Origin of the sequence: Metabacillus mesotrionivorans (genome assembly GCF_052171315.1) — a bacterium.
GTDB lineage: Bacteria > Bacillota > Bacilli > Bacillales > Bacillaceae > Bacillus_P.
Map to the genome: position 1 here is coordinate 719,109 of NZ_JBQMFF010000002.1, position 18,131 is coordinate 737,239.

Genomic DNA, 18,131 nt, shown 5'->3' on the forward strand with positions numbered 1-18,131 from the left:
AAGAATCCGGGCGAAAAGTCCGGGTCCCGCCTTTTTTGACGGATTTGTTCTGACAGAGGATCTAGGCGCTTATGCTTGCCGTGGATAAACTTGTTATATTATCAAATCCTTATATTCGTAAAAATTTCCTTGCCAACAAAAAATCCGCATCTCTGCTTAGAGATGCGGATTTCTTTATTTCCTGATTATTCGATTGCTTAATGCTTTTGTATCTATATTCCGCTCAGAAAGGTAATGGTGAGTGAACCCCGATATAATCACAGGCGCTTCCTGAAGCTGTTTGACGCTTTCAGCACCAAGGGCAGCCATGATCATTCTCAATTCTTCCTGAACATCTTTAATTTCATGAACGAGTGCTTCATAGCCGTCTTCAATCAGGATCTTTAAAAAGAAGCCTGCCATGCCGGCTCCGGAAGCACCGAGAGCGACAGCTTTAGCGATATCCATCGCATCCTGAATGCCTCCTGAACCAATGATGGAAACATCTTTCACAGTTGACGAAATCTCTGCGATTGACGCCGCCGTTGGAATGCCCCAATCATTAAAGCTTTCAAGAAGCCTGCTTCTCCGCTCATTTTCGATTCTGGCAAAGTTCGTTCCGCCATAGCCGCCAACATCAATGGCTTTGACACCTGCATCCGCAAGTCTTGAAGCTGCTTCACGGTTTATGCCGAAGCCCACTTCTTTTACGAAGACGGGTACATCCACAGCATCTGCAATAGCAGAAATGCGGGTTAACGCCCCTGAAAAGTCACGGTCTCCTTCTGGCATCACAAGTTCCTGGACTACGTTAAGATGGATTTGAAGAGCATTTGCTTCAATCATGTCAATCGCTGTTTTTGCCTGGTCAGGCGTTGCCTCGCTGCCGAGGTTGGCGAACAGGATGCCTTTTTGGTTCACCTTGCGGACAATTTCATAGGATTCCCGCTCAGAAGGATTCCTTATCGCCGACATTTGCGATCCGACTGCAACCGGTATCCTGCATTCAGCAGCTGCAGATGATAATGCTTCATTGATCTTAACTGTTTCAGAACCGCCTCCGCCTGTCATCGCATTGATAAAAATTGGCGAACTTAAGACAAGTCCGCCAATTTCAGTATGCATATCAATGTGATGAACAGCTGTATCAGGCAAGCTTTGATGAAGAAACAGGATGTCGCTGAATCCATTATCACGTGTTTGCCCTGTTTTTAAAGCATGTTGAATATGGTCAATCTTTCGCTTAGCTCTGCTCACAGTCATCACCGTTTACTTTTTTAGTTTGTTTAATTGATCACCGATCATTTCACCAAGCTGGAAGCCGGATGATTCTTCCTTCGCCTGATAATTGCGGTAGTCTTCTTCGTCCGCTTTTTCAGGTTCCTCAAGCTCCCGGATGCTGAGGGAAATGCGCTGTTCGTTCTCGTTGACATCAAGCACTTTGACCTGAACGCTCTCGTTTTCAGAAAGCACTTCATGAGGTGTGCCGATGTGCTTGTTTGAGATCTGGGAGATATGGACAAGGCCTTCTACCCCAGGAAGAATTTCAACGAAAGCTCCAAAAGAAACAAGACGTTTTACTGTACCCTCAACAACGTCCCCCGCTTTCACCTGGCTTGTGATATTTTCCCAAGGTCCCGGCAGGGTTTCTTTGATGGATAGAGAAATCCGCTCGTTGTCACGGTCGACCGACAGGACTTTGACTTGGACCTTCTGACCTTCTTCAACAACTTCAGAAGGCTTGTCAACGTGATTGTGCGAAAGCTGTGAAATGTGAACAAGGCCGTCAATTCCGCCGATATCAACGAAAGCACCGAAATCAGTCAGGCGCTGAACAGTGCCTTCCAGCACTTCTCCCGCTTTGATCATGTCAAGGCGCTGCTGTTTTTTCTCACCCTGCTCTTTTTCTACGACCGCTCGGTGAGACAGAATGACGCGGTTTTTCTCGCGGTCAATTTCAACGACCATAAGAGAAAGCGTTTTGCCTCTGTAATCAGAAAAATCTTCAACAAAATGTGATTCCACTAAAGACGCCGGAATGAATCCTCTGACGCCGAGGTCTACAACAAGACCGCCTTTGACAACGTCTTTCACTTCCGCGTCAAACACTTCTTTTGATTCAAATTTAGCCTGAAGCTGATCCCAGGCAAGATCTGCATCTATCGCTCTTTTTGAAAGGATGAGGGCTTCATCCTCAACTTTTGTTACTTTCAGCTGCAATTCCTCATTTTCACTTACAACATCGGAAGCTTTTTCAACGTGCAGACTGGACAATTCACTGATCGGAATTATGCCTGTATGCTTTACGCCGTCAATTTCAACAATTACCTGTTTGTCTTCTACTTTGGTAACGATCCCTTTCAGGACATCACCGACTTCCGGTGTTTTTACTTCTACATCATTCATGTCTTCAACCATTCCAATTACCTCCTTGGTCACAACCCACGACTTAGTTGGATATGTATGAAATCACTTTTTAGAATAAAGTGAAAATACTCTTTTTACTAACTTCTAATAAATGCTACATTTTGTCAAGTAGTTAGACTCTTAAGATTGATGTTTTTCGAGCAATTCAGCAATTTTCGACATAATCAGTTCTGTAGCCTCATCTGCGGACGTTTTCTTCTCACGAAGCGGAGCAAAATCGATCGGAGGACCGAAATAAACCCTTACTTTCTGAAAAGGCTTGTAGGTGCCGATAATGGCACACGGGACAATGCTGGCGTCTGATTTCAGCGCAAAGAAACCTGCTCCGGCCAGTCCTTTTCCAAGCTTGCCGTCCTTGCTCCGCGTTCCTTCCGGAAACAGGCCGAGCACTCCGCCGTCTTTCAGGACATTCAGCCCTTTCCTGATGGCCTCCCTGTCGCTCATTCCTCTTTTAACTGGAAAAGAGCCGACTTTCCTAACTATACCCCCAAGAACCGGCACCTGAAACAATTCTTCTTTCGCCATAAAATGCACCTGTCTCGGCGCGCAGATTCCAACGGTTGGGGGATCAAGATTGTCAATATGGTTTGAACAGAGAAGGACAGCGCCGTCTTTTGGAAAGTGTTCTTTCCCGTGAATTTCAATCCTGTAAAGCGGAAAAAAAACCGACGCGACAACACCCTTGGCAAATTGATAAAAACTCATCCGCATCAAAGCCTCTCTTGGACAATTTTTTTAATTTCATCTACAACTCCCTGAATTGAGAGAGAGGTAGTATCGATTTCAACTGCATCCTCTGCTTTTTTCAGCGGAGCTACTTCTCTTTCTGAATCGAGCTTGTCTCTTCTTTCGATCTCAAGTTCGAGCTGCGCAAGATCCGAGGTAAAGCCTTTAGAAAGATTTTCTTCATGCCTTCTTTTTGCGCGCTCTGTAACAGAAGCGCGAAGGAAAATTTTCACTTCCGCATTCGGCAGCACGTGCGTCCCGATATCCCTGCCGTCCATGACAACTCTTCCGTTTTTAGCCATATCCTGCTGGCGTTTCACCATTTCTTCGCGCACAGAAGCATGCTTGGCCGCAATGGATACAGAATTAGTCACTTCATGTGAACGGATTTGCTCTGTGACATTTTCCCCATTCACATATACAAGCTGTCCGCTTTCACTTGGAACTAGTTCAATATGTGCATCTGAAAGAATTTCTTTAACAGCTGCTTCATCTTCAAGGTCTTCATTTTTCATAAGAACCTTATATGTGAGTGCTCTGTACATAGCTCCCGTATCAATATACAAATATGAATAATCTTCTGCCAGAATTTTCGCAACTGTACTTTTGCCCGCAGCAGCAGGGCCGTCAATTGCAATAGAAATAGTATGTTCCATAGTTCCTCCTCGGGTAGTTTGCCAGATTCTGAGCTTAAGCCGATCTGGCAGGCTTTTTAGAACAAACAAAAAAGAATGCAGGTTTATTTGTCCTGCACACTGGATTGTTTGAACGTTTCAAGCCATTCGCTGATTGTCAGTTTGTTTACACCTTCATATTGTACCACACGCGAGATGTGAGGCTGCAAACCAGGATTTGTCAGGGCAGCCTGCGCGCATAGGAGCAATATCAGGTGGATCATGATTAATTTAAAGAGTATTCTCTCTGCCCGTTTCATCTGTTTATCAAACTCCGTTTTTACCATTAGTATGGTGCAGGAGCGCGGGTCTTATTCGGCTGCAGTTTTCTTTTTCTTTAAAAGAAGCTCCTGGTCGAAGCAATACTGCAGCAGCTGTTTCCGGTCAGTTTCTGTCAGATCAGTAAATTCCAGGGCCGCTATTCCGGATTTGCCGGCATTTTTTACTTTCGCCTGAACTTTCGCATATTGGATACTGCCGTTTTGGAAATGGAGAGAAAGCCACATCCATACTTGATCATTTTCATTAAGCCCTGCATTTGCAGGCACCTTCACGGCGGCTCCGCCTGCACTTAAATCCACGGTTAAACCTGTAAAAGGCTTAAAAGCATCAGATACAGAGTGAATAGCGGCATCGGCATCTGTTTCAACTCTTACATATTCTCGTCTTTGCACTTTTGTAAAGTCATTCTGTTCAGGAAGAGTAAAAGCAAGCATAGGAATCGTTTCTTTTTTTCTGTGAAGCAGAACAGACTGAAACAAATACGCCTGCCCATGCTGAGAAAAAAAGGCGTTTATTTCTGTTCCATTTAAAAGAAAGGACGTTTTGCCTGTTTGATCGTTAATCGGATAATCGGTATATAAGACCCGGTCCTTTAGATCGACTACCCGGCATCTTAATCTTGCCGCATCCCCGCCCTGCACTTCAATATACAGTGTATCTCCAATTGCCAGCACATGATCACACTCTTTCATTCTCACTTCTTTTATTAAATCATGGAATAAAAAAAAGGAAAAGCCTTATTCTGCTTTTCCTTCTGAAAAAAGTTCTCCTAAATTTCCTGATAAATCGGTTCGGAGTTATCCAGTTTTTCAACCTTTTCTTCTGAACCATCTTCAGCGTTCACAAAGATCCGGTACGTGTCATTCTCCATCGTTCCCAAAAACTCATAGCATAGAACTTCTTCACCAAGCTCATTTGTGATGATGGCGAGTCTGTCTTCCTGAACCATCAGGTTCGGATTCACAAAGCCCTTAGCCTGCTCTGTGCTTAGCTTTGCCTTAGGAATTTCGCGTTTTCTGTGAGAGGCAAGATAATCCCTTGCGGAAAAACCGATTACTTTGCCGTCATCAAGCGCCACTTTCATGCGGATTGCATCCGGGTACAGCCTTACGTTTTCATAGACGGAAACAAAGGAAAAGATTCCAATGTTCTCAAACTGTGCGCTTTCGTAAAGAATGAGATCTGAAAAACCCTGATCTTTTAAAAATTCGGCCGCATTATTTGATGCCTCATTCAGGCTGATCTTCGGTTCTGCGACTTGGCGGTTCTGAAGGAGCCAGATAGGATATCCGCCTTTTTTAGTGATATCAAGATAGATCTCTGATTTCTTTTTAGGGTCATTGACCGATACACTGTAAAATTCAAGGGGAGAACCTTTTCCGTTTGGAGTAACTTTCATATCTCCCGTAGAGCCGGGAACAAATTTTTCGACAATTTTCGGTACTTCTTTTTCTGTAATGACTTTACCTTTTAAATGATTAAAGCCTTCCTCTTCTTTTTTTACAGAAGTAAAAGATGGGTCAAAGTCTGTGCTTGAGTACGCATTCACATTTTTTTCAACCGTTTTGAATCCGTTAATAATCGTGTTATCCTGCTTTTCTTCGCCTGCAGCAAGTGCCAGCTCTACATCCATCCAGCGCAGATTATTATCAATAACCATATGCTGAACGTTCCGCAGCTCTTTTTGAATATCTTCTGATTTCGCATACAGCTGCTTTAATGTTGCGTATTCCTGATCTGAAAGCGGCTCTTTGTCAAGGTCTCTGACCGCTGTGCGGTAGCTGAAGTCAGAAATGCTTGCCAGAAATTCTTCTGTTTTATTGAACGGCAGCAGAGTCAGCGGAAGCTGGCCAACGTCTGAATGTGCTTCTGATGTGATTCTCCACACTTCAACAAGACCGGGAGAAAGTGACTTTCTTGAATTCATGGCAAGAGTTGCGCCGATTTTATCATGCAGCTGATCCACTTGATAGGTCAGGTCATGGAAAGCCCTCTGATAATTGTTTTCTGCATGTATCAGCACGGCATTTTTCTCCTGATGCTCTTTATAGCCCCAATAAGCTGTTCCGACAACACCAATTGTAAGTATTGCGATCAAAATCCCTCTGATCATTTTGTTCACCTCTTAATTACAGAATATGTGCTTTCCAATCTGTTTAATTTGAGGACGTCCCCAAATCCATCCGCTTGTAGCAGTATCAGGGTTAAAGTAGTAAATGGCCCCTTCAGTCGGATCCCATCCATTAATTGCATCCATGACTGCTTTTTTTGCTGTTTCATTCGGAGTCAGCCAAATCTGTCCGTCAGCTACAGCTGTGAACGCCCGCGGTTCAAAAATAACGCCTGACACGGTATTCGGGAAGGTTGCACTGTCAACACGGTTGATGATAACCGCTGCAACTGCTACCTGGCCGATGTAAGGCTCACCGCGCGCTTCCCCGTAAACAGCATTCGCCATCAGCTGAATATCATTTTGTGAAAATCCTTCCGGCATATTGACGGCTGTTGTTTTTGCTTTGCTTTGTGATTTAGGCTGCGCCTGCTTCTTTGGCTGTGCCTGCTGCTTCTGCTGAGGTGCCTGCGCTTTTGGCTGCTGCTTTTGCTGCGCCTGGCCTGCAGGCGCTTTTTGGCCGCCTATTTTCCCGTAGGTCGCTTTAAGCTTCGCCTTGTATTCTTTTGAAGGAGCAACCTGTCTGTCGAGCGGCACGCCGCCATAATGCGTGAAATCTTTACCTTTGTTCAGCTGTCTGTGGACAAAATCACGGTAGTATTTTGTAGTCTGTGACAATTTATGCTTCGTTGCTTCTCCGACCAGACCATCAATCTCTTTCAGTCCAAATTCATATTGAAAATTGCGCACCGCCCAGTATGTACTCCACCCGTACACCCCGTCTATTGAACCGTTATAATAGCCGTTGTACTGCAATCTTGCCTGCAGTTCCACAACATCATCGCCAACAGCGCCTTTTTGAATCACTTGATTCGAAAACGCATGGGCTTCATTTTGATTGAAAATCGTTAATTGAAAAACAAGGGCAATCATCACTGCACCCGCCGTCATCCAAATGAAACGTTTTTTCTGCATGCTGCTGCCTCCTCATGATTGATGAATTTCCTTACAACGTATTTTTTGTACTAATTGGTATTTTATACAGCATGTTTAGAAGTTCTGTTCATTTGGAGGTGAAATGGAAATCGCAGTTCAGCTGAAATCGTAAAGCTGACCCGCACTTTCCGCAGGTGGCGCAATGAGCAAAAAAGCAATCCCGCCGCAGGATTGCTTTTTTCGGATTCGTATTTTATTGTTTTAAAGCCACTGCATACTTGTTATGTTTAATCATTCTCGCTTTTTTTGCTTTATGCAGGGAAAACAACCAGAGACAAAGCATAAATGGCACCATATAAAGCGGCCAGAGCTTGTGGGCAACAAGAATATAGTCATACAATCCATGTAAAATGACGGGAACCATTAAAGAAAATAGAATCCACTTTCTTTTTTCCGAGAGCCCGGAAAACTTACCTTTTCCCATGTAATAGCCCATAATCACTCCAAATAATGCATGGCTGGAAACCGGAAGAAGCGCGCGGCCGACGGCAAATTCAAGTCCGTTTCCAATTAAGTATAAAATATTTTCAAGTGTAGCGAAGCCCAGTGATGAAGCGACCCCGTACACAATGCCGTCGTAATGTTCATCAAAATGAACATGCGGATAGATGGTTACAAACAAAATAAACCATTTAAAAAATTCTTCCAGAAGTCCGCTCGAGAAAAAAGCCAGCAGCACCTTAGAGTCAATGATCTGTTCCGTCTCAAGCACGTACTGAATAAACATGATCGGAAAAACAAGCAGCGCCCCGAATGCAAATGACCGGAACACCATATAAATGGGCTCTGCTTCATATTGGTCTTTTAAATAAAAGTAACTTAAGATGGCTAAGCCAGGGGCTATGCCGGCAGAAATAATGGCAATCATCCGCAGGCCTTCTTTCTTCAAATTTCTTCTATTTATAATGGTATCATGTTATCGTAAAATTGAAAATGAATTGAGAGAAAAGATATTGAACAATCGGAGGGGCTTATGAAACATATTTTTGTCATCCATACAGGCGGAACCATTTCGATGAGCGAGGATGAAACAACCGGCGAGGTAAAGCAGGGCGAATCCAATCCGCTGCTTAAGCATTTGCTTACGTTTAACGATATTGTCATAACTTCAAAGGAACTTTTTTATCTGCCGTCACCGCACATCACACCAAAAGAAATGCTCGAACTTAAGGAAACAATCGAAAAAGCATGTCAAAAAGATCAAATAGATGGAATTGTCATTACACACGGAACAGATACACTGGAAGAAACCGCATACTTTCTTGACCTGACCCTGAATGTGAAGATCCCCGTTGTCATAACAGGCGCTATGCGATCCAGCAATGAGCTGGGATCGGACGGGCTTTATAATCTCGTGTCATCTATTCAAGTTGCTGCAAGCATTGAAGCTGCAGATATGGGCGTACTTGTGGTGATGAATGATGAGGTGCACTCAGCAAAAAATGCGACCAAGACCCATACCAGCAATGTAGCCACCTTCCAAAGTCCCCAGTACGGACCGATTGGAATTGTCAACAAGCGCGGAGTATCCTTTCATCATAAACCTGTAAACCGCACTCATCTTAAAGCCGATCATCTGACGAAACAGGTTATGCTTCTCAAAGCTTATGCAGGAATGGACGACACAATCCTGAAGGCAATTGCCGAAGTGAAGCCTGACGGTCTTGTCATTGAGGCGCTCGGACAGGGCAACCTGCCCCCAACCTTGATGCCTTCACTTGCCATGCTGATGAATGCAGGCGTCAAGATCGTCATTGTTTCAAGATGCTTTAACGGAATCGTACAGGACATTTATTCTTACGAAGGCGGAGGAAAAACACTGAAAGAAGCCGGAATCATCTTCAGCAACGGCCTTAACGGGCAAAAAGCCCGCCTGAAACTCATGATCGCTCTTGAAACGACACAGGATGCAGGTGAACTTCAGGAGATTTTCTCTTTCTAAAATAAGATGCAAAAAAAAGACATCACCTCATCAAATGATGTCTTTTTTTTCTGCAATGTCTTCTGCAATGAGCCCGCCATGGAAACGTCCGTTTTCAATAAAGATTTCATTAGCGTTATTGCCGGCTGCAATGACGCCTGCAATATAAATGCCCGCTTCATTTGTCTCCATCGTTTCTTCTGAAAAAGAAGGACGTCCCGTAGCGGGATCAATGTCCACACCCATTTTGGTCAGGAAAGAATGATCCGGATGATAGCCTGTCATCGCAAAGACAAAATCGTTTTGGATCGTCACTTCTTCTTTGCAGTCTTTTTCATATACAACTGTATCTTCTGTTATCCGTTTTAAGAGAGAATTAAATTCCATTTTAATAGTTCCGTTTCTGACAAGCGCTTCAAATTCAGGGAGAATCCAAGGCTTAACACTTGGCGAATATGTATCGCCCCTGTAAATCACCGTGACTCTTGCCCCTGAGTGCACCAGTTCAAGCGCCGCATCGACGCTTGAGTTTTTTCCGCCCACAACAACGACATCCTTATCAAAAAAAGGATGACCCTCTTTAAAGTAATGAAACACCTTTGGAAGGTCCTCACCCTCAATGTTCATATAGTTAGGATGATCATAATAGCCCGTTGCGACAATGACGTAACCTGCCTTGTATGTATCCTTTAATGTTGAAACTATAAAGGACTTACCTTCCTTCTTGACGCCTGTCACCTTTTCAAAAGCGTGAATTCTCAGCCCGCTGCGCCTTACTACATCACGATAATAGGCAAGCGCCTGAATTCTGTAAGGCTTCCTGTTTTCAGTGATAAACGGAACGCCTCCAATTTCCAGCTTCTGGGCTGTACTGAAAAAAGTCTGATGTGTAGGATAGTGATAAATGGAATTGACAATATTTCCTTTTTCTATAATTAGGGCATCGATCCCTTTTTCCTTCAAAGCAAGTGCCGCCGCAAGTCCGCATGGACCTCCTCCGATAATGATGACCTCTTCTTTTTTCAACATGTTCACTCCTGAATCTCTATTTTCTTCAACAAAAGCGCAAGCGCCTTGCTCAGATCCGATAGGCAGATAAGAATCCGGCGGAAAAGTCCGGGTTTGACTTTTTCGACGGATTTGTTCTGACAGAGGATCTAGGTGCTGGAGCTGGACGTGAATAACTTTGTTAAGTTTTACACAACTTTTTATTCTTTATAAATTTCTTAAATACAAAAAAATCTCCTACCGGTAATGATAGGAGATTTTTTGAACAGTTGCAAACAATTAACTTAAATCCAGCCTCTGAACCGTGATGCTTCCGCCATTTTGCGGACACCAACCATGTAGGCAGCAAGGCGCATATCAACGCGTCTTGTCTGAGCCGCTTCGTAAATATTGTTAAAGGATTTGACCATAACCTTTTCGAGCTTTTCCTCAACTTCTTCTTCCGTCCAGTAGTAGCCCTGATTATTCTGAACCCACTCAAAGTAGGAAACCGTAACTCCGCCGGCACTTGCAAGCACGTCAGGAACGAGCAGGATGCCGCGGTCAGTCAGAATTTGAGTACCTTCAATCGTGGTTGGCCCGTTTGCCGCCTCAACAACGATGCTTGCGCGGATGAGATGGGCGTTTTCTTCTGTAATCTGGTTTTCAATCGCTGCCGGTACAAGAATGTCGCAATCAAGCTCAAGCAGCTCTTTATTTGTAATCGTATCATTAAATAACTTTGTCACTGTACCAAAACTGTCTCTGCGGTCAAGAAGGTAGTCGATATCAAGACCATCAGGATCGTGAAGACCGCCGTACGCATCAGAGATTCCAATAACTTTGGCTCCTGCATCATGCATGAATTTTGCAAGGTAGCTTCCCGCATTGCCGAAGCCCTGCACGACAACCCTCGCGCCTTTCAGCTCAATGCCTTTTTTCTTCGCAGCTTCATGAATACAAATCGTAACACCTTTAGCTGTAGCTGATTCACGTCCGTGCGAACCTCCAAGAACAAGAGGTTTCCCTGTAATAAATCCAGGAGAGTTAAATTCATCGATTCGGCTGTATTCATCCATCATCCAGGCCATAATCTGTGAATTAGTAAAAACATCCGGTGCCGGAATATCTTTTGTCGGTCCGACAATCTGGCTGATTGCTCTTACATAGCCTCGGCTGAGCCGCTCGAGTTCACGGAATGACATATCACGGGGATCACAGACGATTCCGCCTTTTCCTCCGCCATATGGCAAGTCAACAATTCCGCACTTAAGACTCATCCAGATTGACAGCGCTTTAACTTCCGTTTCGGTTACTCCGGGATGGAAACGGATTCCGCCCTTTGTAGGCCCTACTGCATCATTATGCTGCGCGCGATAGCCAGTAAAAATTTTAACTGAACCATCATCCATTCGAACAGGTATTTTTACCGTCATCATTCTCATCGGTTCTTTTAATAATTCATACACTTCTTCAGGATAACCCAGTTTCTCCAGGGCTTTATGTATCACCGTTTGTGTTGATTTCAGCACATCATGCTTTTCCCGTTTATGATTGGTGCTCTTTTCGGCTACCATCGAGTAAACCTCCTACTGTCTCTTCAGGATGGGTGGAATGTCCACCTTTCATGACATAGTATACACCTTTGACCCTTTTCTGCAAAGTAGAAATAGCGAAAAGAAAACGGATTTTTGTAAGCGATTTCAATGAAGTGGAGGATATGGATAAAACAGGGTTCAAACACATAAATATAGTTCGAAAGCTTTGAATAGTAAGACATTTTTATTTAAAGAATAACCCGAAGTCTAATTAAGACTTCGGGTTATTCTTCCAGTAATAGGAATACAGCTTTTCTACAGCGAAGTCTTCAAGCAGGCACTTGCCGTACTCATGTAAGTAATGAATGGAAATCATCGACGGATTGCCGTATTCTGCAATAATGGATACAAGCGTATCGACATGTATTGGCTGGTGTTCATCGAGTATAAGAAAAAAACGGTTTTGGTATGAGTAGACTGTTCCTTCCTTCAAGCCCTTTGAATAAAGAGCATTTGTCAGCTGGATAATGTCTTCAAAATCATTAAATTCATAGACAATGTCGCAATTCTGATCCAGCTTCACCTGCATTTCAATATAGTCATCCGCATAATCTTCATCTGATTCTTCTTCTTCATGGTTTTTGGTGACGATGATCACCATGCCTTGCGCCTGAAGAGAATAAACCTCTACGGCAATTGGGCCGCTCGCTTCAAATCCAAGCTCCTCACTTGCTTCGTCCATCATTTCCCTGAAAAGCTGATGCACTTTCAGAGAGTCTTTCCACAAGTCTTCTTTTGTCAGTCCTCTGTCCATTAAATCATCTATGGTTAAGAAGATTTTGATCTTGTTATAGTTCAATCGCTCTAGCCGCATCCCTTACCCTCCTGCCGTCAGAACGTACTTTTTTCTTTATCATATGAATTGCAGGCGGGATGGTTCGCCTGATTTTTCAGCAAGTTTACACCTGCCGGACAGGTTTAGACAAGCAAAATGCTTCAGACAGACAGCCGTTCTTTCAGCCAGGTGTCCCACTCTTGTTTTGTATTGCCGACAAACAAACTCTCATATGGCTTCATGACATCTCTTGAAACCTTATTAAAGCCGTTTCCTCCAAGTCCAATAATCAGATGTTCATGCTTTCCTCTGAGTTCATCTGCAGATGCGATTGTCTTTTCAACATTTTCCTGCAGGGTGCAGGAGTAGAAAAGAAATTTCGGGTTCACTTCACCCAGAACAATATCTATATCTCCGTCTGCAATGCTTGTCCCTAAATAAATGACCTCAAACCCTTTTCTCCGCAGATAGAGGGTGAAAATCAACAGGCCAAGTTCATGCCATTCACCCGGACCGCACACGGAGACCACTTTGGGAAGCAGTCCGTTTACTGGAAGAGTATGAAGGATGATGCCGATTCTTGATCTGAGAAAAGAGGAAGCAAAATGCTCATGGGCAGAAGTAATTTTCCCGTTCTCCCACAAATCTCCTATTTTAACAAGCAGCGTTCCGAGGATATCGATAAGCACTTTATCAATCGAGTAAAGGCTGAAGGCTCTGTTAAGCAGCTCATGGGCGGTGTTTTCATCAAAAGACAGCAGCGCAGTAAGAAGCTCCTCCGTTAAATCCATCGACCGGTCAGAGACATCAGGTGCCGCTGAGACGCTGACAGGGTCTTCTGAAGGCAGTTCGCTGTGTTCAAGAAGATTGACAGCCTGGCTGATCGTAAACCCTTTATTCACCTTTGTGATCAGCCACTTTAAAATTTTTATGTGTTCTTCTGTATATAAGCGGTGGCCGGAATCATTTCTGACCGGTGCAATCATGTTATAGCGTCTTTCCCAGGCTCTAAGGGTTCCCGGCTGGATTCCAAGCATTTTGGAGACTGCCTTTATGTTGTATTTGCCTTCTTGACTGGACATATCAAATCCTCCAATTACAAAAATCACTGTAATCAAAGTATATAGGATTAAACACCTTGTGTAAACTTTGTATAACAGTTGAATAGTCTGTTTTCTGGTATTTTCTGATATAAAGGGGCAGGTTTCTTTCAATGCGCTCTTTTCGGGTGCTGTCTGTGCAGGAAATAGGAAGAGAGACTGTAGATGGCGCTAACAAAGGCTATTCCGGCTGTTTGCCAGATGCCAATTTGGGCTAATAGGGCAAAATTCAAAAAAACACACAAGGAAACTGCCGATTTGAAGACATTTCTTTCTTTTTTTACTAGCTTCCTTCCATTCATAACAGCTTCTTTAAGCAAGGATGCGTGAAGAATAAAGGAGACCGTAAAAAAAACCATGCCCAAAAAGGATCTGCCCGGAAACAGGGCAAGCCCCATAATGAATTCAGGAAAATGAAAAGGCAGCCGAACCGGAAGAAAAAAGCAGGACACACTCCCGGCAGCAAAGCCTGCGATAAGGCGCAGCAGCATACTGAACAAAAAAACCCCTCCCCCACATCTTTATATGCAGGAAAGGGAGCTTTATTCATCTTCGTGAATGTCCAGTATCCGGAAGCCGGCTTTTTCAATTCGTTCAATGAACCTGTCTATATTGTCCTTTTTCTCAATTTTCATGACGATTCTTCTGACCATGCTCTCTGTTTCATCAAACGTAACCAGAGAAATAATATCTTCATGAAATTGTCTCGCAAGTTCAGTCAGCCTCGCAATCCTGCCTTCTGTTTCCACAGATGTAAAAGCAATTCTTACACCCTTTTTGTTCATTCCAAAAGCACTTTGAAATTGTTCAAGCACATCATAACGCGTCACGATTCCGAGGAATTCTTTTCCCTCGCCGACTACAGCAATCAGGGGATAATCCTTCAGCTGCAGGAGCGTATTTTCAAAAATTTCTTCGCCTTCAAGATAAACGTCAGTGTGTACAGCAATGTCCTCAGCCTTTTTTTCAGTAAGAAAGGCTTCTTTTTTCAATTCTGACTGAAAAAACTCTTCATACAGATGAAATCTCGTAACAATGCCTATGTATGCTGCCCCTTTTAGGACAGGAACACCATCAATCTTATGATGCTCCAATTTTTCAAGGACTGTTTTTAATGAATCGCCTGCTTCTGCATGTACCGTCCGGTTTTTCGGTATCATTGTGCTTTTGACAAACATCGCATCACCCCATTAACGTTTTAGCATACATTCGCTTTTATCTGTCAAATTCCTTTATGATTCATGCAATTATTTGCTTTCAAAATAAAGATTGATGTCATAGTGCTTCTTCATCATGTCATAAACCTCTCCTCTTTTTTTCCAATGATACGGCTGCGGCCATAGCTCTGAACTTTTGCGGATGATTTCTGTGCGGAGGCCGTGGTATTCCTTTTCATATTTTTCTTCTTTTTTCTTATAATAACGGGCTGTTGCATAGCCTGACCCAAGCAGCAGCACGATGAAAAAATGCAGAACGCTGCCGACCAGCTCTCCAAGCATATACCCGATATTGCTTCCATTGGGTACGACAATAAACTGATAAAAATACAGGAAATACACTAAACCGCCAAATAGTGTAAACATCTGCCATTTAAAACAGTTCTTTTTATACCGGTCGTACTTTCTTTTTTTATTCAGCACGCTCTGCAGCATTTCCCTTGTTGCCTGATCTGTCGACCCGCCAAGCTCCAGTATTTGCTTTTCCACATGCATCACATCTCCCGATCGAACAAATTGTCTATTAAACTATATGATGTTGTCCGCCTCCTTATGAAATGCATGTACAAAAAAACACATGCGTTTTTCTGCATGCGTTTTACTGTTTAAGCGGTATTTTCAGGACTTGTCCTTCGAACACACTGTCACCGCTTAATTGATTCCATTGTTTAATCAGGTCTTCTCCAGATCGTCCCCCGTAGTATTTAACGGATATGCGGTACAGGTTATCCTCAGGTCCAACGGTATGTTCCACAATCCTGTACTTCTCATTTGGCTCAGCTGCGGCTGCCGGCTCCGGCTTTGGCTCTTTTTTTGGCTGAGGTTCCGGCTTTTTATCAGGCTCTTTCTCCTGAAGGTCTGTGCCGGCAGAAAGATCTGCGGAGGCTGTCATTGTATCTGTTTTTTCGGTTTGATCCTCTGAGCCGGCAGCAGAATCGCTTTCATCAGGGGCCAGACTTGATTGATCCTCTGTTTCCTGCTCTTCATCATCGCCGTATTTTATCAGCACGTCTTCATAATCAGAAATGTTCTCGCCATCAACCGTTTTGCTGCGTTCATCAAAATACGAAATGGTGTAGTAAAACCCGATGGGAAGAAGAAAAAAGAAAATGGCAAGCAAACTGACTGCCGGATATTTATAGGGTGACTTTTTTTTCTCTTTCTTTTTGTGAATCTCGCTTCGTGAAGGGTAGCTCCCGGTCCGGGATTTCACGTCTTCAATTTTTGCTTTTTTGGCTAAAGCCGCTCTTTCCATTCTGCTCATCTTGTCACCTCCGTCTTATGTGATTCAAGCGAATTTGAATGGCAAACACTAAATCTATTAAAAAATGGGCAAATACCGTTACAAATAAGTTCCCAGTCTGCTCATACACGTATCCGAGCAGCAGGCTGATCAGCACCACCATGCAAAAAAGCAGCCATTTAGACAAGTATCTGAAATGGAGCACTGCAAAAATGAGGCTCGCTGCCCAAAACCCGAAATGTGTCTGCAGAATTCCTCTGAAGAGCACTTCTTCTGTAAAAGAAATCAGCAGGCACAGAAAAATGATGTGGGGAACAGAGCGGTTCCTGAACATTTTTTCATTGATTCCGCCGTCATCATACATATCTTCAGGCATCGTCTTCATGATGATCCAGTCAAATATAAGAACAGCTCCTGCTGTCAGTCCCCCAATTAGGAGAATCTGGCCGGTGTCAGGCTTCCACAAGCCCGCAAAATCTGACACGCCGTTAAATAATATCATACTCAAAACAGCGGAAATTGTAAGTAGTAAAATTTGAGTAAAGTAAAGCTGCTTCAGCAGCTGACTGTCACTCATGCTTTTAACAAGATCATTTTGACGCTTTACCATGCTATCACTCGTTCTGGCCAAATACAGCCTTTAATTCTGTTTCCCAGTCAGGCAGCTGGTCATCCGTCCTTTTCTTTGACTGTTCCTGATTCAGAAAAGACAGGCTCACACCGCATCTGTCACAGCAGAGTTCCTGTTTTTGAAACGTTTCTTCCCCGAAGTATGCCAGTATCCCTTTTCTTCTGCACTCCGGTGAAGACAGCCAGTGCAAGACGCCTTCAAGCTTTTCCAGTTTCAATCGGCGCCGGTTTTCAATGCGGGAAAAAATCCAGTCGACAGCTTTCTGTTCAGCACCGTGAATCCCATTTTCAAATGATGGTAAATGATGAAGGATAAACCTGCCCTGAATTTCATTGATTCCCGCCCTGTTAAACGCATCTTCGGGGGCCATTCCGGATGACATGGCATACATGCATTCGTGGAGCTGGCTGTAGGTGCAAAACTCAGAATCGATCATGGAAAGAGGGAGATCGCGGTCTCCTTTTCCAATCAGTGCGACTGCAGCACTTGGCAGCCCGTCTCTTCCCGCCCTGCCGATTTCCTGAACATAGGATTCCATTTGAGCCGGAAAATGAAAATGAATCACATACCGCACATCCGCTTTGTTCACTCCCATCCCGAATGCGTTCGTACAGCATACAGCAACCAGCTGTCCGTATAAAAACTGATGCTGAATCAGCGTCCGCTGTTCCGGTTCCATGCCTCCGTGATAGAAAGCAGTGTTTTTAATGCCTTCAGTCTGTAAAAACAGCGAAATGCTTTCTGTCCACTTTCTGCTTGCACAATAAATAATTCCGGGTCCCTCAAGGGTCCGCACCAGCTGAAGAACCCGCTGAAGTTTATCTTCCAGAGAAGAGTATTCCTCAATTTTGATGCTGATGTTTCTTCTGTTCACTGAATAGACGTGCCTGATTGGTTCTTTCATGTTCAGTGATTGTTCAATGTCTGCTAAAACCTCTTTTGTTGCCGTCGCCGTCAGGGCAAGACAAGGGGGATTTCCGAGGCGTTCTCTAAGTTCGCCCAATTTCGAGTAGTCCGGTCTGAAATCATGGCCCCACTGGGAGATGCAGTGTGCTTCATCGACAGCAAATAAGGATATTTTGACTTCAGTTAGCGCGGAAAGAACCGCTTCAGACTGAAGGATTTCCGGTGAAGCAAAAATAAACCTGTACTGATTTAAATGAGAAAGAGCCCTCTGCCTTTCAAGATATGGAAGAGAGCCATTTAGACCAATCACTCTTTTTTCACCCCGCAGGCGGATTTGCTGCACCTGGTCTTCCATAAGAGAGAGCAGGGGGGAAATAATCAGAACGGTCCCCTCAAGAAGATAGCCCGGGAGCTGATAGCACAGCGACTTTCCCCCGCCGGTCGGAAGCATGGCAAGGACATCCCGGACTGAGAGCACATCCCGTACGATATTTTCCTGCCCTTCCCGAAAGTGATTATATCCAAAATAGCGGGACAATGCCTGCTGAACGTTCATAGC

Annotated in this window: 20 protein-coding genes; 1 reads left to right on the forward strand and 19 read right to left on the reverse strand. The window is 43.9% G+C overall.

Features of this window, described 5'->3' with window-relative positions:
• Positions 1 to 174: 174 nt before the first annotated feature.
• The 9 genes from fni to prsW all read right to left on the reverse strand — a co-directional run bounded on the left by fni (position 175) and on the right by prsW (position 8,062).
• Entirely contained in the window at positions 175 to 1,236 is a 1,062-nt protein-coding gene (gene fni, locus ACTSEZ_RS08665; protein WP_369733775.1) for a type 2 isopentenyl-diphosphate Delta-isomerase, read from the reverse strand.
• Positions 1,237 to 1,248: 12 nt separating this feature from the next.
• Positions 1,249 to 2,397 (reverse strand): 30S ribosomal protein S1, encoded by a 1,149-nt coding sequence (gene rpsA, locus ACTSEZ_RS08670; RefSeq protein ID WP_029280223.1) that lies wholly within the window; start codon positions 2,395 to 2,397, stop codon positions 1,249 to 1,251.
• A 129-nt stretch (positions 2,398 to 2,526) separates the two neighbouring features.
• The gene (locus ACTSEZ_RS08675) at positions 2,527 to 3,111 is read right to left on the reverse strand and encodes a lysophospholipid acyltransferase family protein (protein WP_369733776.1); all 585 of its coding nucleotides are present in this window, start codon (positions 3,109 to 3,111) and stop codon (positions 2,527 to 2,529) included.
• Positions 3,112 to 3,116: 5 nt separating this feature from the next.
• Positions 3,117 to 3,788 carry a (d)CMP kinase gene (cmk, locus tag ACTSEZ_RS08680; protein ID WP_369733778.1) on the reverse strand — a complete coding sequence of 224 codons (672 nt, stop codon included), beginning with the start codon at positions 3,786 to 3,788 and terminating at the stop codon, positions 3,117 to 3,119.
• Positions 3,789 to 3,871: 83 nt separating this feature from the next.
• Positions 3,872 to 4,066 carry a DUF5359 family protein gene (locus ACTSEZ_RS08685; RefSeq protein ID WP_029280217.1) on the reverse strand — a complete coding sequence of 65 codons (195 nt, stop codon included), beginning with the start codon at positions 4,064 to 4,066 and terminating at the stop codon, positions 3,872 to 3,874.
• 51 nt (positions 4,067 to 4,117) lie between these two features.
• Positions 4,118 to 4,762 (reverse strand): flagellar brake protein, encoded by a 645-nt coding sequence (locus ACTSEZ_RS08690; protein ID WP_369733779.1) that lies wholly within the window; start codon positions 4,760 to 4,762, stop codon positions 4,118 to 4,120.
• 95 nt (positions 4,763 to 4,857) lie between these two features.
• A complete protein-coding gene (gene ypeB / locus ACTSEZ_RS08695) occupies positions 4,858 to 6,201 on the reverse strand; it encodes a germination protein YpeB (RefSeq protein WP_369733780.1) in 1,344 nt (447 codons plus the stop codon).
• Between the two features lie 12 nt (positions 6,202 to 6,213).
• Positions 6,214 to 7,131, reverse strand: a complete 918-nt coding sequence (gene sleB / locus ACTSEZ_RS08700) for a spore cortex-lytic enzyme (RefSeq protein WP_369734088.1) — start codon at positions 7,129 to 7,131, stop codon at positions 6,214 to 6,216.
• A gap of 256 nt (positions 7,132 to 7,387) precedes the next feature.
• Positions 7,388 to 8,062 (reverse strand): glutamic-type intramembrane protease PrsW, encoded by a 675-nt coding sequence (prsW, locus tag ACTSEZ_RS08705; RefSeq protein ID WP_369733781.1) that lies wholly within the window; start codon positions 8,060 to 8,062, stop codon positions 7,388 to 7,390.
• A gap of 105 nt (positions 8,063 to 8,167) precedes the next feature.
• Here prsW and ACTSEZ_RS08710 point away from each other — a divergent pair, with 105 nt between their 5' ends.
• Entirely contained in the window at positions 8,168 to 9,136 is a 969-nt protein-coding gene (locus tag ACTSEZ_RS08710) for an asparaginase (protein ID WP_369733782.1), read from the forward strand.
• A 30-nt stretch (positions 9,137 to 9,166) separates the two neighbouring features.
• On the opposite strand, the gene ACTSEZ_RS08715 is transcribed toward ACTSEZ_RS08710, so the two are convergent.
• The 10 genes from ACTSEZ_RS08715 to ACTSEZ_RS08760 all read right to left on the reverse strand — a co-directional run bounded on the left by ACTSEZ_RS08715 (position 9,167) and on the right by ACTSEZ_RS08760 (position 18,128).
• Entirely contained in the window at positions 9,167 to 10,141 is a 975-nt protein-coding gene (locus ACTSEZ_RS08715; protein WP_369733783.1) for a YpdA family putative bacillithiol disulfide reductase, read from the reverse strand.
• 266 nt (positions 10,142 to 10,407) lie between these two features.
• Complete coding sequence (locus tag ACTSEZ_RS08720; RefSeq protein WP_369733784.1) at positions 10,408 to 11,679, reverse strand: Glu/Leu/Phe/Val family dehydrogenase; 1,272 nt, start codon at positions 11,677 to 11,679, stop codon at positions 10,408 to 10,410.
• A gap of 232 nt (positions 11,680 to 11,911) precedes the next feature.
• Entirely contained in the window at positions 11,912 to 12,514 is a 603-nt protein-coding gene (locus tag ACTSEZ_RS08725; RefSeq protein WP_369733785.1) for a genetic competence negative regulator, read from the reverse strand.
• 122 nt (positions 12,515 to 12,636) lie between these two features.
• A complete protein-coding gene (locus ACTSEZ_RS08730) occupies positions 12,637 to 13,557 on the reverse strand; it encodes a MerR family transcriptional regulator (protein WP_369733786.1) in 921 nt (306 codons plus the stop codon).
• 128 nt (positions 13,558 to 13,685) lie between these two features.
• Entirely contained in the window at positions 13,686 to 14,075 is a 390-nt protein-coding gene (locus tag ACTSEZ_RS08735) for a hypothetical protein (protein WP_369733787.1), read from the reverse strand.
• Between the two features lie 42 nt (positions 14,076 to 14,117).
• Positions 14,118 to 14,753 (reverse strand): CBS domain-containing protein, encoded by a 636-nt coding sequence (locus ACTSEZ_RS08740; RefSeq protein ID WP_369733788.1) that lies wholly within the window; start codon positions 14,751 to 14,753, stop codon positions 14,118 to 14,120.
• A 69-nt stretch (positions 14,754 to 14,822) separates the two neighbouring features.
• Positions 14,823 to 15,281 carry a DUF2663 family protein gene (locus ACTSEZ_RS08745; RefSeq protein ID WP_203287689.1) on the reverse strand — a complete coding sequence of 153 codons (459 nt, stop codon included), beginning with the start codon at positions 15,279 to 15,281 and terminating at the stop codon, positions 14,823 to 14,825.
• Between the two features lie 109 nt (positions 15,282 to 15,390).
• Positions 15,391 to 16,056, reverse strand: coding sequence for a LysM peptidoglycan-binding domain-containing protein (locus tag ACTSEZ_RS08750; protein WP_369733789.1), 666 nt, complete (start codon positions 16,054 to 16,056; stop codon positions 15,391 to 15,393).
• A 4-nt stretch (positions 16,057 to 16,060) separates the two neighbouring features.
• Positions 16,061 to 16,645 (reverse strand): CPBP family intramembrane glutamic endopeptidase, encoded by a 585-nt coding sequence (locus ACTSEZ_RS08755; RefSeq protein ID WP_369733790.1) that lies wholly within the window; start codon positions 16,643 to 16,645, stop codon positions 16,061 to 16,063.
• Between the two features lie 4 nt (positions 16,646 to 16,649).
• On the reverse strand, positions 16,650 to 18,128 hold the full coding sequence (locus ACTSEZ_RS08760) for a RecQ family ATP-dependent DNA helicase (protein WP_369733791.1): 1,479 nt from the start codon (positions 18,126 to 18,128) through the stop codon (positions 16,650 to 16,652).
• Between the last annotated feature and the right edge of the window lie 3 nt (positions 18,129 to 18,131).

Excerpts from the sequence above, each read along its gene's own strand:
- ACTSEZ_RS08720 (WP_369733784.1), bottom strand. The coding sequence starts at position 11,679 with ATGGTAGCCGAAAAGAGCACCAATCATAAACGGGAAAAGCATGATGTG.
- ACTSEZ_RS08740 (WP_369733788.1), bottom strand. The coding sequence starts at position 14,753 with ATGTTTGTCAAAAGCACAATGATACCGAAAAACCGGACGGTACATGCA.
- ACTSEZ_RS08710 (WP_369733782.1), top strand. The coding sequence starts at position 8,168 with ATGAAACATATTTTTGTCATCCATACAGGCGGAACCATTTCGATGAGC.
- ACTSEZ_RS08685 (WP_029280217.1), bottom strand. The coding sequence starts at position 4,066 with ATGAAACGGGCAGAGAGAATACTCTTTAAATTAATCATGATCCACCTG.
- prsW (WP_369733781.1), bottom strand. The coding sequence starts at position 8,062 with ATGATTGCCATTATTTCTGCCGGCATAGCCCCTGGCTTAGCCATCTTA.
- ypeB (WP_369733780.1), bottom strand. The coding sequence starts at position 6,201 with ATGATCAGAGGGATTTTGATCGCAATACTTACAATTGGTGTTGTCGGA.
- ACTSEZ_RS08725 (WP_369733785.1), bottom strand. The coding sequence starts at position 12,514 with ATGCGGCTAGAGCGATTGAACTATAACAAGATCAAAATCTTCTTAACC.
- ACTSEZ_RS08750 (WP_369733789.1), bottom strand. The coding sequence starts at position 16,056 with ATGAGCAGAATGGAAAGAGCGGCTTTAGCCAAAAAAGCAAAAATTGAA.
- sleB (WP_369734088.1), bottom strand. The coding sequence starts at position 7,131 with ATGATTGCCCTTGTTTTTCAATTAACGATTTTCAATCAAAATGAAGCC.
- rpsA (WP_029280223.1), bottom strand. The coding sequence starts at position 2,397 with ATGGTTGAAGACATGAATGATGTAGAAGTAAAAACACCGGAAGTCGGT.
- cmk (WP_369733778.1), bottom strand. The coding sequence starts at position 3,788 with ATGGAACATACTATTTCTATTGCAATTGACGGCCCTGCTGCTGCGGGC.
- ACTSEZ_RS08675 (WP_369733776.1), bottom strand. The coding sequence starts at position 3,111 with ATGAGTTTTTATCAATTTGCCAAGGGTGTTGTCGCGTCGGTTTTTTTT.
- ACTSEZ_RS08755 (WP_369733790.1), bottom strand. The coding sequence starts at position 16,645 with ATGGTAAAGCGTCAAAATGATCTTGTTAAAAGCATGAGTGACAGTCAG.
- ACTSEZ_RS08730 (WP_369733786.1), bottom strand. The coding sequence starts at position 13,557 with ATGTCCAGTCAAGAAGGCAAATACAACATAAAGGCAGTCTCCAAAATG.
- ACTSEZ_RS08760 (WP_369733791.1), bottom strand. The coding sequence starts at position 18,128 with ATGAACGTTCAGCAGGCATTGTCCCGCTATTTTGGATATAATCACTTT.